Source organism: Paenibacillus sp. MSJ-34, from assembly GCF_018918005.1.
Taxonomy (GTDB): domain Bacteria; phylum Bacillota; class Bacilli; order Paenibacillales; family Paenibacillaceae; genus MSJ-34.
Genome location: NZ_JAHLPR010000003.1, coordinates 103,666 through 118,322, shown reverse-complemented (window position 1 = coordinate 118,322; position 14,657 = coordinate 103,666). Strand labels below are relative to the sequence as shown.

The following is a 14,657-nucleotide window of genomic DNA, read 5'->3' as shown; positions in this document are numbered from 1 at the left end:
GAGAAGTAAAGTAAAGATGGAGTCCATGCGACACATGGCTAACGGAAGCAGAGGACTCTATTTGTGAAAAAATGAGACTTTCTAAAATGTAACGGAAGTGAGGGACCTTATTGGCGGTCATTCGAGCATTTTTCGCTAGAAAGACAATAAATAAGAGCGCTGATTTCCGTTAGAATTCGAAAAGAGTGCTTTTTGCCGATTTAAGGTCTTTCACTTCCGTTAAAAATTGTATGTCTTGACTTATTGACAGACAGTCTCGCCTGCAAAAAACCGTGCCAACCGACGCTCATACGGAGCAGGTCGCCGGGCCGATCGGTTATATGATCGGCTCGGCGACCTGGATGCGATGCCCGCTGTCGCAGGGCATCCCCGTCTCGTAGGAGCGGTTGCCCACCGCGCGGGCAACCCGCTCCTTCGCTTGCGCCGCGGCGCTGCTCGCGGCGCCTTCCGCGCGCGCCGCCGCCCAATAGGCGGCCACGGCGCGCACGATCTCCGCCGCGTCTTCGCGCGCGGCGGTCCATTGGTCCCAGACGCTCGTCGTATACGACGCGTCTGCCCCGGTCGGGTCGCGCCATTCGGTGCGCGACTCGTTCAAAATATCAAGCGGCTTGTTCCGCCGCTTGTACACGAGCGGCGAGATCCGGCCGAACGTCGCGATGCGCTTGAAGCCGCTCGGATCGTGGAACAGCCGCTGCGCCCGGATCATGTCGCGGTTCGCATCGTCCCAGGCATCCCGCTTGATGCGCGCGGCGATGTCCGGATAATAACGTTCCGCGACCGTTTGGAACAAATCGACGATGCCGTCCGGGAAACGGCCCCCGGTGTCGATTTCCTTCCATACGGGCGTCCTCCATGTCTCCAGTCCTAGCTTCCGTTTCACGATCAGCGTATCCATCCATATTTCGAAGCGTTGATGACTCCACTTTTTGAATCCGGAACGATAAAATACGTATGGATGCATATTCCGGTCCAACACATGATGAAGCGCGAACCCCAGTATGTAAATGCGCGCCGGGTCGTCTTCGGCGCGTTCGGATACCGCTTCGATCATATCGAGCAAGACGCCGCCGCAGTGCAGGGAATGCATCGCGCTCCCGAGCAGGTTCATCGTCTTATCTTTTTTCCATGGCCAAAAATGATGATAGAATAAAAAATCAGGCCCTTGACACCCCATATTGAATACCCGCTTCAATTCCGGCTCATCTCCGTATGGAAGATACCCTTCCGCTTGCAATACCTCCTGGCCGAAAATAAGATGGGTCCAAATGTTTGGCATATGCTACCGACTCCTTTTGAGAGGTTGTTCCGCTTTCTATCGTATAAAAAGATGGCGTTTAAACTGTAACAGCTTCATTTTATACGAAAAAGGTCTTAATCGTACAGTCGCAAAAGTCGCCATCTTTCTACCTTGTGTTAAGTCTTTCATCCTAAAAAAGAGTGTTAATTTTTCATGTTTTGCAGTATAATAGGTATAAATTTCAATGGGAATGGATGGTTTTATCGATTTTTTATTATTTTTGTCGATTATGGGAGGGACATTAATTAGATGAAAGCGGAATTTATCAATCCATTTTTGGAGTCGGCAAGAATCGTAATCGAGCAAGTCGTGCAGGTTCGCCCTGCAACGGGAACGTTGGGAATTCGCGAGTTGACATATATCGAGGATTATATATGGATTCATATCGGCATGTCGGGCCAAGTCAGCGGCAACGTCATTTTCGGTCTGAACGAATCGGTCGCTCTCAAGATGGTATCTGCCATGATGGGCGGCTTCATGGTGACGGAGCTGGATGAAATGGGCCATAGCGCCATATCGGAGTTAGGCAATATGATTAGCGGCAATGCGAGCACGATTTTGTACAATCAGGGCGTTCGTGTTGATATTACCCCGCCGAAAGTGTTAAAATCGACGGAAGGAGACGTCAATTCCGCCAAAGCGCTTACCGTTCCGTTAATTATGGACGGAATCGGCGAGTTGGACATTCAAGTGCTTATCTCTTAACGATACATAATGGAAAACGATCAGAACAGCTCCGGACGGAGCTTTTCTTTTTTTGCGAACGGGGTGATCATGCTTGTTACACGGGAAAGTAGCGCTTATTACGGGGGCTTCCAGCGGCATCGGCGCCCTGACGGCGCAAATGCTGGCCGCGAAAGGGGCGATTCCGGTCCTGACGGCCCGGAACGCGGAGAAGCTGCGCGATGCGGCTCTGGGCATCCGCGGCGAGTACGTTGCGATGACGATGGATGTGACGGATACCGGGCAAATATGCGGTACGGTAGAGCGCATCATGGATAAGTTCGGGAAAATCGACATTTTAATCAACAATGCCGGGTACGGTATCTTCGAATCGTTCGACCGTTTGCGGATCGAGCAATTCGCCGACATGATGGACGTCAATTATATGGGCGTCGTCCGCTGTACGAAGGCCGTTTTGCCGCATATGCTGGAGGCTGGGAGCGGACATATCGTCAACGTGGCGTCGATGGCCGGCAAAATCGGCACCGCCAAATCGACTTCGTACACGGCCACGAAACACGCGGTTCTCGGCTTTACCAATTCGCTCAGGCAGGAGCTGGCGGGAACGAACGTTACCGTCTCGTCCGTCAATCCGGGACCGATCGATACGCCTTTCTTCGAGAAGGCGGATCCTAGCGGAAATTATGTGCGCAACGTTTCGTTTTTTATATTGAAACCGGAGAAAGTAGCCGGGGAGATCGTCAAGCTGATCGAACGGCGCAAGCCGGAACTGAACCTGCCCCGGGCTGCGGCGGCCGGTATCAAATTGTATCAATTGTTTCCGCGGCTTGCGGATAAACTAACCTATAGATGGTTGAACAGAAAATAGGAAGAAAGGATTTATGCTTATGTCTACTTTTCAGGATCTGCACATTGCGGAACCTTTTATTTCGCAGCTTGCCGAACGGAACATTACGGAGCCCTCGCCGGTGCAAATCGAGGCGATTCCAGCCATGATGGAGGGAAAAGACGTCATCGCGCAATCGCAGACGGGGACGGGCAAAACGCTTGCCTATTTGCTTCCGCTGCTGCAACGGATCGATACGGGGAAGAAAAACCCGCAAGTCTTGGTGCTTGCGCCGACGCAAGAACTGGCGATGCAGATCGTGCGGGTGGCCGAGACCTACGGCGAACGTTCCGGGGTAACGGTGCAAGCGCTGATCGGCGGCGCCGCTTTGAAGCGGCAAGTGGAGAAGCTGAAGCTTCATCCGCAGTTGGCGATTGGCACGCCGGGGCGCGTTCTGGAGCTGATTCGGATGCGAAAGCTCAAAATGCACGAAGTGCGTACCATCGTGGTCGATGAAGTCGACCAAATTTTCCGTTTAGGCGCGGCGAAAGATACCGAAGAGATTTTCAAAAGCGCTTTGCGCGACAGACAGCTAGCGTTCTTCTCCGCGACGATGACAGGCCAAATCCGGTCGATCGCGCAGGAGTGGATGACGGAGCCGGTCACGATCGGCATCGAACCGGACAAGCGGATTGCACCGACGATCGAACATCTTTATTTCGTCTGCGAAGAGCGCGACAAAATCGATACGCTCCGGCGCTTGGTCCGTTTATATGAGCCGAAGTCCGCGATCGTCTTCGTGAACGATACCGATTCGATCGCCGAATGGACGGAGAAGCTGCAGTATGTCGGACTTACGGCCGAACCGTTATACGGAGACGCGAACAAGCAGGAACGCGCCCAAGTATTGCGGCGGTTTCGCGAAGGCCAGTGCCAACTGCTGATCGCCACGGACGTAGCCGCCCGCGGACTGGATATCGAAGGATTGCCGTTCGTATTCAATGCGGATCCCCCGCTCGACGCGGAACATTACGTGCATCGCGCCGGCCGTACCGGCCGAATGGGCAAGAAAGGAACGGCGGTTACGATTATAACGGGTCGTGAAAGATTCATTATCGAAAAATTTGCGAAACAACTGCAGATTGATATACGGGAGAAAGTGATGTACTCGGGAAAAGTTCACCCGGCGGGCGAGCGGATTCGCCGAAATCAAGGCGCGGGAAAACGGCAAAAATCGAAACGATAGGAAAGATAGATGACGATTGGTGGAAAAAACAGGTTTTTAATTGACTTTATTTTACTACATTCTTACAATTAGGTTCAAAGATATGAACTTGAGCAAAGGGTGGAGGTACATGGAAGAATCAACCGCTTATACGATTCATAGGGTGTTAAGCAATAATGCGGTTCAAGTTTCCGGGGAAAAGACCGGCGCCGAACTGATCCTGATGGGGAAGGGACTCGGCTTTGGCGCCAAGACCGGAATGTCGATCAGTCCCGCGGATACGCGGATCGAGAAGAGATTCACGCTCGACGACCCGCAAGCTCAGAAGCATTATCAAGTTTTGTTGGAACAAGTCGATTCTAAAGTGCTTGACGTATCCCAAGACATCATCGCGTTGATCTCCCAAGAATTCGGAACGGAAGAGTTGAACGAACAAGTGTTTATCGCTCTTCCGAGCCACATTCAGTTTGCTCTTCATCGTCTCAACAGTCACATGGAAATTGTAAACCCTTTTCTTTATGAAATCCAAGCCCTCCATTCCAGGGAATTCGCGCTGGCCAAGAAAGCTTCCGAATTGATCTCCAATTCGTTTCAAATTGAGGTGCCGGAGACGGAAGTCGGTTTTCTGGCCATGCATATCCAATCGGCGGTTTGCCATATTTCACTTGGGAATATCGTCAAATTGACGCATTTGATTCAAGAAACCGTCCACTTGATCGAATCGGAGACAGGCATTAAAGTTCCGCGCGACAGCATCGATTATATTCGTTTAATCACCCATTTGCGATTTGCGCTCGAGCGTTTGCTGGACGGGAAAATTTCTCCGAATCCGTTTGCAATCAAATTAAAGAAGACGCTTACAAGCGAGTACCGTCTCGCCCAAAAAATCGCAATACATATTGAGGAGCGCCTCGGATTGTCCGTGCCCGAGGATGAAGTCGGTTACATCGTCATGCATCTCTACCGGCTGCTGCAACAATATGAGAGACTCAAGTAATATACAGGACCGTATATGTCTTACGGACTGTCCCGCCAATTGACTTCATAGAATATCAGACATGCGATTAGCGTGCAACTAGGTAAACTAGGCATGAGCTAAGTGCGGCAGAAGAGTCATTTACGATTTTTCGTGTCCGTTTGCTCATGCTTTTTTTTCTGTTTGCATAAGTCATCATGTTATGCGCGGGTCGCAGAGAAGGAGGTAGCACCCATGATTTTCAAAAAGAAAAAAGTAGTCACCCTTATACCGCCGCTATCGGGAATTTCAGTTGCGCTGGAAGAAGTGCCGGATCCCGCGTTCGCCCAAGGCTTCATCGGCGAAGGCATCGCCGTGAAGCCGACAAACGGCCAAGTCGTGGCTCCTTGCGACGGCAAGGTATCGTATATGTTCGACACGCACCATTCTTGCATTATCGAACATGAATCGGGAGTCGAAGTATTGATCCATATCGGCATTAATACGGTACAGTTGAGAGGAGAAGGGTTTCGACCGTATGTGAAATCGGGGGAGCGGGTCAAACAAGGACAACTGCTGATCGAGTTCGATATCGAGCGGATTGAACAAGCAGGCTATCCCGTCATTACGGCGGTTGTCATGGCCAATGGCGACGCCGTTGAGAAAGTAACGTCATACCGGGGCGAAGTAACCGCAAACGTTGGGGTGCTTCTGGAAATACAAGTGAAATAAACTCATGCACCGAATGGGATGAAAGGGGGAGTTTTATGCTAGGTTTTTTGCAAAAGATCGGCAGATCGTTCATGCTGCCGGTTGCTACGCTTCCAGCCGCGTCCTTATTGCGCAGATTCGGCGAAATCGATTATGTGAATCAATTTCAGTTCGGCGAATCGGCTGGCGGATTTATCAACCAGTTTATCGCTCCGTTCTTGCTCGCCGGCGGGACGGCCATATTCGACAACTTGCCGCTCATTTTCGCGATCGGGGTAGCGATCGGTTTTGCCGGCGACGCCGTTGCGGCATTGGCGGCCGTGATCGCCTATCTTGTCTTGGGCAAAGTGCTGGCCGTCGTACCCGGCGTGTTTCGTTTTATCGACGACGATGCGATCTTGAATATGGGCGTGCTCGGCGGCATCATTGCCGGCGGAATCGCCGCTTATATGTACAACAGATATCATCGAATCAAGCTTCCGGATTGGCTCGCGTTTTTCGGCGGCAAGCGGTTCGTGCCGATTATTACGTCGATGTCGATGGTCATTGTCGCGATCGCATTCGGCGCGATATGGGGCCCGATTCAGAATGTGCTCGATAAATTCGGAAACTGGGTCGTCGGTTTCGATGTGGCCGGAGCCGTCGTGTTCACGGTTTTGAACCGTTTGCTGATTCCGTTCGGGCTGCATCATGTCATTAATACGATCGCATGGTTTCAAATCGGCACCTATACGGACGCTGCGGGAAACGTCGCCCACGGCGACTTGCACCGGTTCGCCGCAGGGGATCCGTCCGCGGGCATGTTTATGACCGGCTTTTTCCCGATTATGTTGTTCGCTTTGCCCGGCGCGGCGCTTGCGATCATTCACACCGCCAAAAAGGAAAAGCGTAAAGCGATCGCCTCCGTATTCATCGGCGTGGCGTTTGCCTCCTTTTTGACCGGGATTACGGAGCCGATCGAGTTTGCCTTTATGTTCGCGGCGCCGATATTATATATCGTTCATGCATTGTTGGCGGGCGTATCGGCTTTCATTACCGTTTCGCTCGGGATCCATCAAGGATTCGGATTCTCGGCCGGTTTGATCGATTTTTTGCTCAACTTGCCGATCGCCACGAAGCCGTGGTTGCTGATTCCGATCGGTCTCATATTCGGGGTAATCTACTATTTTCTATTCCGAATTATAATTGTGAAACTTAATTTGAAAACGCCCGGACGCGAGGAGGACGATTTGGAAGAATCCGCGGGGGGCGAATCGGGGAAAAATACGACGCTGCGCGATAAAGCGGCGAAAATTACGGAACTGATCGGCGGCAAGGCAAATATAGAGAGCATCGATGCGTGCATTACGCGGCTGCGTCTTCAATTGATAGACGATAAGAAAGTGAACGACGCCGAGATAAGGGCATTGGGCGCCGCGGGGATTATGAGATTGGGATACGGCGCGGTACAGATCGTGTTCGGCATGGAGTCCGAATTGTTGAAAGACGAGATGCTCAAGCTGTAGCGAGCATATGGGCAAACGTGGGGGAATCGGAAAAGGAGTGGACCTTATGCAACAACGATATATCATCAACAACCCTACAGGCATACATGCCAGACCGGCGGGAGCCATTATAAAAAAGGCGGAGACGTTTCCGTGCAGAATCGAATTGGAGACCGAAGACGGAACGCGGATATCCGCCAAAAGCTTGATCGGCATTTTAAAATTAGGTTTGAAACAAGGGGATCGGGTCGCGGTGATTGCCGAAGGAGAGGACGAAGCGGAAGCGGTTCGGCAAATCGGCGAAATCGTACAATCGATATTCGAATAAATGCCGGGAGGGCGAAACAATGAAATTAACGGGAATAGCGGCAGCGCCCGGGTATGCATGGGGACATGCGTTTTTGTTGGAGCAGGCGAAGGAAGTGGAACGAATACAGCTTCGTCCCGAGAAGTCGACCGAGGAGGTTGCGCGTTTCACCGCGGCCGTGGAGCAGGCCGTCTCTCAGCTAAAGGAACTGCAGGAGCGAACTCGCGCCACAATGGGGCTCGATTACGCCGAAATTTTCGAGTCGCATATTATGGTGCTGAAAGATGAAGAATTCGTCGGACGCGCGAAAGAACTCATTGCCGGGCAGTTGATCAACGCCGAGGCGGCACTATCCGATGTGACGCAGGAATTGGTCCAATTTTTCGAAAGTATGGACAATGTATATATGAACGAACGGGCTGCGGATTTTCGCGATATTAGCAAGCGTCTGCACGGATTGCTCACCGGAAGCGAGCAACTGTCATTATGCGATCTTGACGGGCCGGTTGTGCTAATTGCGCACGATTTGACCCCTTCGGACTCTGCCCAACTCGAGCGCGAACGCGTCGCCGGGTTTGCTGCGAATATCGGCGGCAGTATGTCGCATTCGGCCATTATGGCCAGATCGATGGAAATACCCGCCGTCGTCGGTTTAAAGAACGCGACATCGTCGTTGAACAACGGGGATTTCGTTATTCTGGACGGGGTGAAAGGCGAATTGCTTATCAATCCGACGGCAGAGCAAGTGTCCGCATACCGAAAAGCAAAAGAAACGTACGAACGGCAGCGGGAGGAATCCAAAGCGTATTTGCATGCTCCTTCCGTTACGGCGGACGGCAAAATTGTGGAGTTGGCAGCCAATATCGGCAATCCGGCGGATGCGGTTCATGCGCGCAACAACGGGGCGGAAGGCATAGGGCTGTTCCGAACGGAATTATTGTTTATGGGACGCCGGAATTGGCCGACGGAGGAGGAACAATTTTACGCTTATAAACTGGCGGCCGAAGCTTTCGGCGGCATGTCGCCGATCGTCATACGAACGCTCGATATCGGGGGAGATAAAGAACTGGATTATGCGAAACGGCCGCGGGAGAGGAATCCGTTTCTCGGTTATCGGGCGATCCGTCTCAGCCTGGACGAGCGGGATACGTTCAAGGCGCAGTTGCGGGCGATTTTGCGCGCGAGCGCATTCGGCAACGTGAAGATCATGTTCCCGATGATCGCCACTTTGCAGGAATTGCGCGCCGCTAAGGCGCTGCTCGCCGAAGCGAAGGCGGATTTGGACGCCATAGGCGTCAACTATCGTCATCGCATGGAAGTCGGAATCATGATCGAGGTGCCAGCCGCCGCCCTTATATCGGATCAACTTGCGAAAGAAGCCGATTTCTTCAGTATCGGCACGAATGATCTCGTACAGTTTACGATGGCGGCCGATCGTACGAACGAAAAGTTATCGCATTTGACGGATCCGATTCATCCCGCGGTGCTGCGTTTGATTCGACTCGTGATCGACAACGGGCATAAGGAAGGCAAATGGGTAAGCCTTTGCGGCGAAATGGCGGGCGATCTTGCCGCGATTCCGATTATGCTCGGCCTCGGACTGGACCGGTTTTCCATGAATGCCGGCGCCGTTCTTCCCGCACGCATTGCGCTTAGCGCAATAACGGCGGCGCAAACGAAGGAAATGGCGGAAGCGGCGCTTCGCATGGAGTCTTCTGACGAAGTTAGGGACTATGTGCATGCAATCATGCCGCATCTACGCGAATTGTTCCAGATTCGACGCTAATTTAAATATTAAGCCCCGGGCTATGCCTGGGAGAACGGAACAGGAAGTGCCGTGAGGCATGACGGAGCAAAGCCTCCGTTTGCTATACTGAGAATTGCGGTACCCATGGGCGGCAGCAGTTTAGCCCACCAGGCATCTCAATAAACCCCTTGAGGGGGTAGCCGGTAAAATTGCTGCGAAACCGCGCCTTTAGGCGCTGCCAGGCCAGTATCATGCCCCTTATAGGGGCCGAATCAAGCCACCCGTTGAACGGTACTGTGACTTGCTATCATTTCCATGTTAAAATATACTAACTAGGGAAAGCCCGACTTTTCCAGGGGTAACTAATTAAGCATTTATTAAGGGTTTCATTAGCCGTTCGTTAAGAACTGTGTATTACTCTTATAGTCAAACAAGGAACATGCGTTATCGCACGCTCTCCTGAAAGTTTTGCGCAGCAAAACTCACTTCGGAAGCATGGGCCAAGGGTTCTCGCAACCTTCTCGGTGCTGAAAAGTCTACTTTTTGAACACGCACTATTAAAACGGGTACGCCGAAAATATTTTCCATATGGATAAACATTATGCCGGTGAACGCGTCTATTAATAGGGATGGTATTTTATCATTTGGAAATTCATAGTTGAATGGAGGAAACGTAGGAGATGTTTAGTAGGTGGAAGCTCAAAGGATTGCTGGCCGTGCTGCTTGTTGCGGCGGTGGTACTAGGCGGCTGTGGAACCGGGGCGAAGGAAGCGTTGCCGAAATTGGATGCGGAAGCGGAAGGGACGCTTAGAGTCATGTTTTGGGATGAAAACTATTTCTTCCAAAAGTACGGAAACTTGTTCGCGACCCAATTTCCGAATATCGAAATCGAAGTCGTGAGCACGAGATCGATGTACTCGGATATGGATGAAAGCGGCGTATTTGATTATAAGAAGGCATTCCGCAAATTTGTCGACAAAGAGCAGCCCGATGTTTTGATGATGAACATCGAAAGTTACGAGGAATTGGCAGCGGAAGGAATGCTGTATGATTTGGAGTCCGTTATCGCGCAAGATAAATTTGACACTGCCGGCATGCTGCCATCCGTTGTCGAGTTGCTGCGGGAAAAGGGCGGCGGCAAGCTGTACGGATTGGCGCCGACATTTTACAGCAATGCTTTGTACTATAACGTGGATCTGTTTAACGAACATCAAATCGACCTTCCGCGGGATCAAATGTCATGGCAAGAATTGTTCGATTTGGCGAAACGTTTTCCGACCGGCGGCGACGAGAAAGAAAGAATTTACGGCTTGCAATTGCGGAGTTACCAAAGCAGCATCTTCGACTTGATTAATTCGATGGGGCAAACCGAAGATTTGGCTTTCCTTAGCGGGGACGGGGAGAAGCTGACATTCGACTCGGATAATTGGCGCAGGGTGTTTGACATGGGAGTGAATGCGATTAAATCCGGGGCCGTCTACACGCCGAAGCAACAAGATATGATGGGCGGCATGACGATGGAGGAATATTACAGCAGAGATTTGTTTATATCGGGCCGGGTCGGAATGATTTTGGGCGCAACCTACTATATGCGGGAACTCGAACAAGCGTCGGAAATGTCCAAAACTATTAAGAAATTTCAATGGGATCTTGTGACAATCCCCGTTAATCCGGCCGATCCTGAAACTTCTAGCGAACTCAGCCTAAGCGATATTTTTAGCGTGAACGCCAACTCGGCGAACCAACGCGCCGCTTGGGAATTTATCAAATATATTAACGGCGAGCAATTTGCCAAAATTCAATCCCGTTCGTTTGACGGCGATCTGTTGACGCGCACATCCATAATGAAAAATACCGACAATCGCAACATTGAAGCGTTCTACAAGCTGAAACCGAAATCGACGACAAACAATACATGGGAGAAGATGCCGTCGAATTTCTACGGAACGTTGACGAACCTCTTCAATGAAGAAGCGCAGCAAGTCGTCGACGGCAAGAAAACGACCGAAGAAGCGTTAAGCGCCATTCAAGAGAAGGGACAATTGGAACTGATCAAAGCGAAGGAAGAGGAAAAGAAGCAAAAAGAACAGCAGGAGCAAAACCCGGAGCAAACTGAGGAGGTATCGGAAGGCTCGGCTCAGTCCGAAACGGTGGCTGACGCGCCTTAACGCGCCCTTTGCGTTGCTTATAAAGATCCCTCCGTACGATGATCGTACGGAGGGATTTCGTTATGCGGATTCGCAACTTCCATTTCGCTTCGTTATAATGAGGAATAAGAGGTGAGACGTATCATATGAATCCGATCTTGCAAGTGGAACAATTGACAGGCGGTTACAGCATCGGCAGGCCGGTGCTGCATGACGTAACATTTGAAGTCAAGCAAGGCGAGATGGTCGGTTTGATCGGTTTGAACGGCGCCGGCAAAAGCACGACGATGAAGCATATTCTGGGATTGCTGCAGCCTCATCAAGGCCGGGTCCGGCTTGACGGCAAGACGCTGGACGAAGCGCCGGAGCTATACCGCGGTTCGCTTGCCTATGTGCCTGAATCGCCGATCCTATACGAAGAATTGACGGTTCAGGAGCATTTGGAGCTTTCCGCCATGGCATACGGCGTCGAGCGCGACGATTACGCCGAACGGGCGCAAATGCTGCTCGATTTATTTCAAATGCGCGATAAGCGCGAAAATTTCTCGAAACATTTATCCAAGGGAATGCGCCAAAAGGTCATGATTATGAGCGCTTTTCTTGTCCATCCGCCACTCTATGTCATTGACGAGCCGTTTCTAGGACTGGACCCGCTTGGAATCCGTTCGCTGCTCGACTTTATGGTGGAGACGAAGACCAGCGGCTCGTCGATTTTATTGAGCTCGCATATTTTATCAACCATTGAAACCTATTGCGATCGATTCATCGTTCTTCATTATGGCCGCATCATCGCGCAGGGGACGCTGGACGATATACGAGCTGCGGCGGGATCCGATCGGTTGACGCTGGAAGAATGTTTCTACACGCTGGTCAAAGGCGGGGGGTAGATCGATGCGACTGGATCAATTATGGCAGCGGCGGCGCCAGCAATATTGGAAAGAGCTGTTCCCTTATTTTCGCTATGTGATACAGGGCGGATCGGCCACACTGCTTGCTTTCGTCATTATCGCATTTTCCGCTTATTACGTTTGGTTTTTACAAAACATACCGGAATCGTTTCCAATTCGCTACATAGCGCTACTGGTGCTAGCGCCATTTGTCACATTCAGTTCTTTCCGCACATTTTTGCAACCTGCCGACATTATATTTTTGCTTCCAATGGAGCCGCGGATGAAGGAATATTTCCGGGGCAGTTGGAAATACAGTATGGTGCAGCAGTCGATTTGGTTATTCATCGCGTTTGGAATATTGTGGCCGCTGTACGTTCGGGCCGACGCCGATCCGAAACCTTTCGTGCTGTTACTGGCGGTATGGCTCATCTTAAAGGCGATAAACAGCCACGGCAGTTGGCGGGAACGGAATATGAACCGCCCGTTGGCGCGAGAATCGTTCCGCATGGTACGTTGGGCGTTTAGCGTCGGCATGATTGCCGTCTGGTTATGGCAGCCTGTTTGGAAAGCGGCCGTTTTCAGCGCGATTGCTGCCATTACCTATATCATGGCGCTTCGTTTGCCTTTGCGGTACCCGGTGGCGTGGGAACGCCTCATCCGGCTGGAGCAAGAGCAACAGGGGCGCATTCTGATGTTTATGAATTTATTCGTCGACATGCCTGCAACGCCCCAGCGCGTCTATAAGCGTTCCTGGATGAACTGGGCCGCCGGCCGTATTCCGTTTCGGCGCGAGTCCGCATACTTTTACTTGTTTACAAAGTCGTTTTTGCGCGGCGAAGTGTTCGGCATGGCGATACGGTTGACGGTTCTAGGGTTGTTTGTCCTCTTCTGGGTGCGCGACTCGGCTTGGGCCGTTGCATTGTACGGCTTCTTCGCGCTTGTCATCGGAATGCAATTGACGGCGGTGCGACAGCTGCATTCCTATTCGTTCTGGCGGTCGATTTATCCGCTGCCGGACCTATGGCGCAAACGAGCGATCGTGCAATTGGTTTTTCGGGCTCATTGCGTCTTTGCCGTTATTTTATATATTCCGCTCGCGTTCGGCGGGCTGGAATGGTTGCTCAAGCTTCTGCCGTTGCCGGGAGGACTGCTGCTCGCCGCAGCGTTCCGTTCGGTATGGTCGCGGCAAAAGTGGTTTACTTCGGAAGACGATGTCTAAGACATGCCTAACGAAGGAATGTTGAAATATAACAAATTTATTGCCGGGAGGATACGATGGCGGATCCGAGAATTGCGAAACTTGCGGATATTTTGGTGAACCATTCCATTAAAGTAAAATCGGGGGACAAAATTTTGATCGTCGGGGATGCCGCGACCGGGCCCTTGGTCAAAGAAGTGTACCGGAAAGTGCTTCAGTGCGGAGCGCTCCCGCTAACGCAGATCGGTTTGGCGGAGCTGGAAAAAATATTTTATGACGAGGCGGGCGACGATCAACTTGCCAATGTGGACCATATCGATTGGCTGTACCGATATGCGGACGGATACATACGTATTCTTGGCTCGGACAATACAAAGGTACTGAGCCATGTCGACCCGGCGAGAATCGCGCGGCGGCGGAAGGCGACCGCCCCGCAAATGCAATATTTAATGTCGGGCGGCCTCCGTTGGGTCATTACGCTGTTTCCGACGAATTCGCAGGCGCAAGAAGCGGATATGTCGCTTGAAGAATACGAAGATTTCGTATATAGCGCCACCAATGCGGATTACGCCGCCTTGGAGAAGGAAATGCAGCATGCGGCGGAGTTGTTTAACAAAGCGTCCAAGGTGCGCATCGTGGCGAATGAAACCGATTTGACGGTAGATATCGAAGAGCGTCGCGCTGTCATTAGCGCCGGCGAGCACAATATTCCGGACGGCGAATTTTACTTCACGCCGAATCATTTGAAGACGGAAGGATACATCTATTTCGAATGGCCGACGCTGTTTAACGAGCAGGAAATTGCCGGCATCCGCCTTACCTTTAAAGAAGGGAAGATCGTTGATTATTCCGCGGAAAAAGGACAGGAATTTCTCGCTTCGGCTTTAAACACCGATAAAGGCGCGCGCTACTTGGGAGAGTTGGGAATCGGCATGAACTTCGGCATTCGGCAGCCGACGAAAAACATTTTGTTCGACGAAAAAATCGGCGGATCCGTTCATCTCGCCGTCGGGCGCGCCGTTGATTACGCGGGCAAAGGCAACGATTCCGCAATCCATTGGGATATGGTGAAAAGTTTGCAGCGCGGCGGCGAGCTGTATCTCGACGATGTACTCGTGCAACGGGGCGGCAAATGGTTGTTTTAAATTTCTCGGTTGCAGAAGGTTTTTGGATGCAGATGAAGAAA

The 14,657-nt window shown here is 51.5% G+C and carries 13 protein-coding genes; 12 read left to right on the top strand and 1 reads right to left on the bottom strand.

Annotated elements, in window-relative coordinates:
• Nucleotides 1-316 precede the first annotated feature (316 nt).
• Nucleotides 317-1,276 (bottom strand): zinc dependent phospholipase C family protein, encoded by a 960-nt coding sequence (locus KQI79_RS02405; RefSeq protein ID WP_216536622.1) that lies wholly within the window; start codon nucleotides 1,274-1,276, stop codon nucleotides 317-319.
• A 270-nt stretch (nucleotides 1,277-1,546) separates the two neighbouring features.
• Between KQI79_RS02405 and KQI79_RS02400 the strand changes: the two genes are divergently transcribed.
• From KQI79_RS02400 to KQI79_RS02345, 12 genes are all read left to right on the top strand, one after another.
• A complete protein-coding gene (locus KQI79_RS02400; RefSeq protein WP_216536621.1) occupies nucleotides 1,547-2,002 on the top strand; it encodes a chemotaxis protein CheX in 456 nt (151 codons plus the stop codon).
• A gap of 73 nt (nucleotides 2,003-2,075) precedes the next feature.
• Entirely contained in the window at nucleotides 2,076-2,849 is a 774-nt protein-coding gene (locus KQI79_RS02395) for an SDR family NAD(P)-dependent oxidoreductase (protein WP_216536620.1), read from the top strand.
• A gap of 13 nt (nucleotides 2,850-2,862) precedes the next feature.
• On the top strand, nucleotides 2,863-4,053 hold the full coding sequence (locus KQI79_RS02390; RefSeq protein ID WP_216536619.1) for a DEAD/DEAH box helicase: 1,191 nt from the start codon (nucleotides 2,863-2,865) through the stop codon (nucleotides 4,051-4,053).
• Nucleotides 4,054-4,162: 109 nt separating this feature from the next.
• On the top strand, nucleotides 4,163-5,029 hold the full coding sequence (locus tag KQI79_RS02385; RefSeq protein ID WP_216536618.1) for a PRD domain-containing protein: 867 nt from the start codon (nucleotides 4,163-4,165) through the stop codon (nucleotides 5,027-5,029).
• Nucleotides 5,030-5,242: 213 nt separating this feature from the next.
• Complete coding sequence (locus KQI79_RS02380) at nucleotides 5,243-5,719, top strand: PTS sugar transporter subunit IIA (RefSeq protein ID WP_216536617.1); 477 nt, start codon at nucleotides 5,243-5,245, stop codon at nucleotides 5,717-5,719.
• A 35-nt stretch (nucleotides 5,720-5,754) separates the two neighbouring features.
• A complete protein-coding gene (locus KQI79_RS02375; protein WP_216536616.1) occupies nucleotides 5,755-7,203 on the top strand; it encodes a PTS transporter subunit EIIC in 1,449 nt (482 codons plus the stop codon).
• 46 nt (nucleotides 7,204-7,249) lie between these two features.
• A complete protein-coding gene (locus KQI79_RS02370) occupies nucleotides 7,250-7,510 on the top strand; it encodes an HPr family phosphocarrier protein (RefSeq protein ID WP_230191043.1) in 261 nt (86 codons plus the stop codon).
• 19 nt (nucleotides 7,511-7,529) lie between these two features.
• Nucleotides 7,530-9,275, top strand: a complete 1,746-nt coding sequence (gene ptsP, locus KQI79_RS02365) for a phosphoenolpyruvate--protein phosphotransferase (protein WP_216536614.1) — start codon at nucleotides 7,530-7,532, stop codon at nucleotides 9,273-9,275.
• 641 nt (nucleotides 9,276-9,916) lie between these two features.
• Complete coding sequence (locus KQI79_RS02360; RefSeq protein ID WP_216536613.1) at nucleotides 9,917-11,404, top strand: ABC transporter substrate-binding protein; 1,488 nt, start codon at nucleotides 9,917-9,919, stop codon at nucleotides 11,402-11,404.
• 125 nt (nucleotides 11,405-11,529) lie between these two features.
• The gene (locus tag KQI79_RS02355; RefSeq protein ID WP_216536612.1) at nucleotides 11,530-12,270 is read left to right on the top strand and encodes an ABC transporter ATP-binding protein; all 741 of its coding nucleotides are present in this window, start codon (nucleotides 11,530-11,532) and stop codon (nucleotides 12,268-12,270) included.
• A gap of 4 nt (nucleotides 12,271-12,274) precedes the next feature.
• Nucleotides 12,275-13,492: an ABC transporter permease gene (locus tag KQI79_RS02350; RefSeq protein ID WP_216536611.1), complete on the top strand. Its 1,218-nt coding sequence runs from the start codon at nucleotides 12,275-12,277 to the stop codon at nucleotides 13,490-13,492.
• A 56-nt stretch (nucleotides 13,493-13,548) separates the two neighbouring features.
• On the top strand, nucleotides 13,549-14,616 hold the full coding sequence (locus KQI79_RS02345) for an aminopeptidase (RefSeq protein WP_216536610.1): 1,068 nt from the start codon (nucleotides 13,549-13,551) through the stop codon (nucleotides 14,614-14,616).
• Nucleotides 14,617-14,657 lie beyond the last annotated feature (41 nt).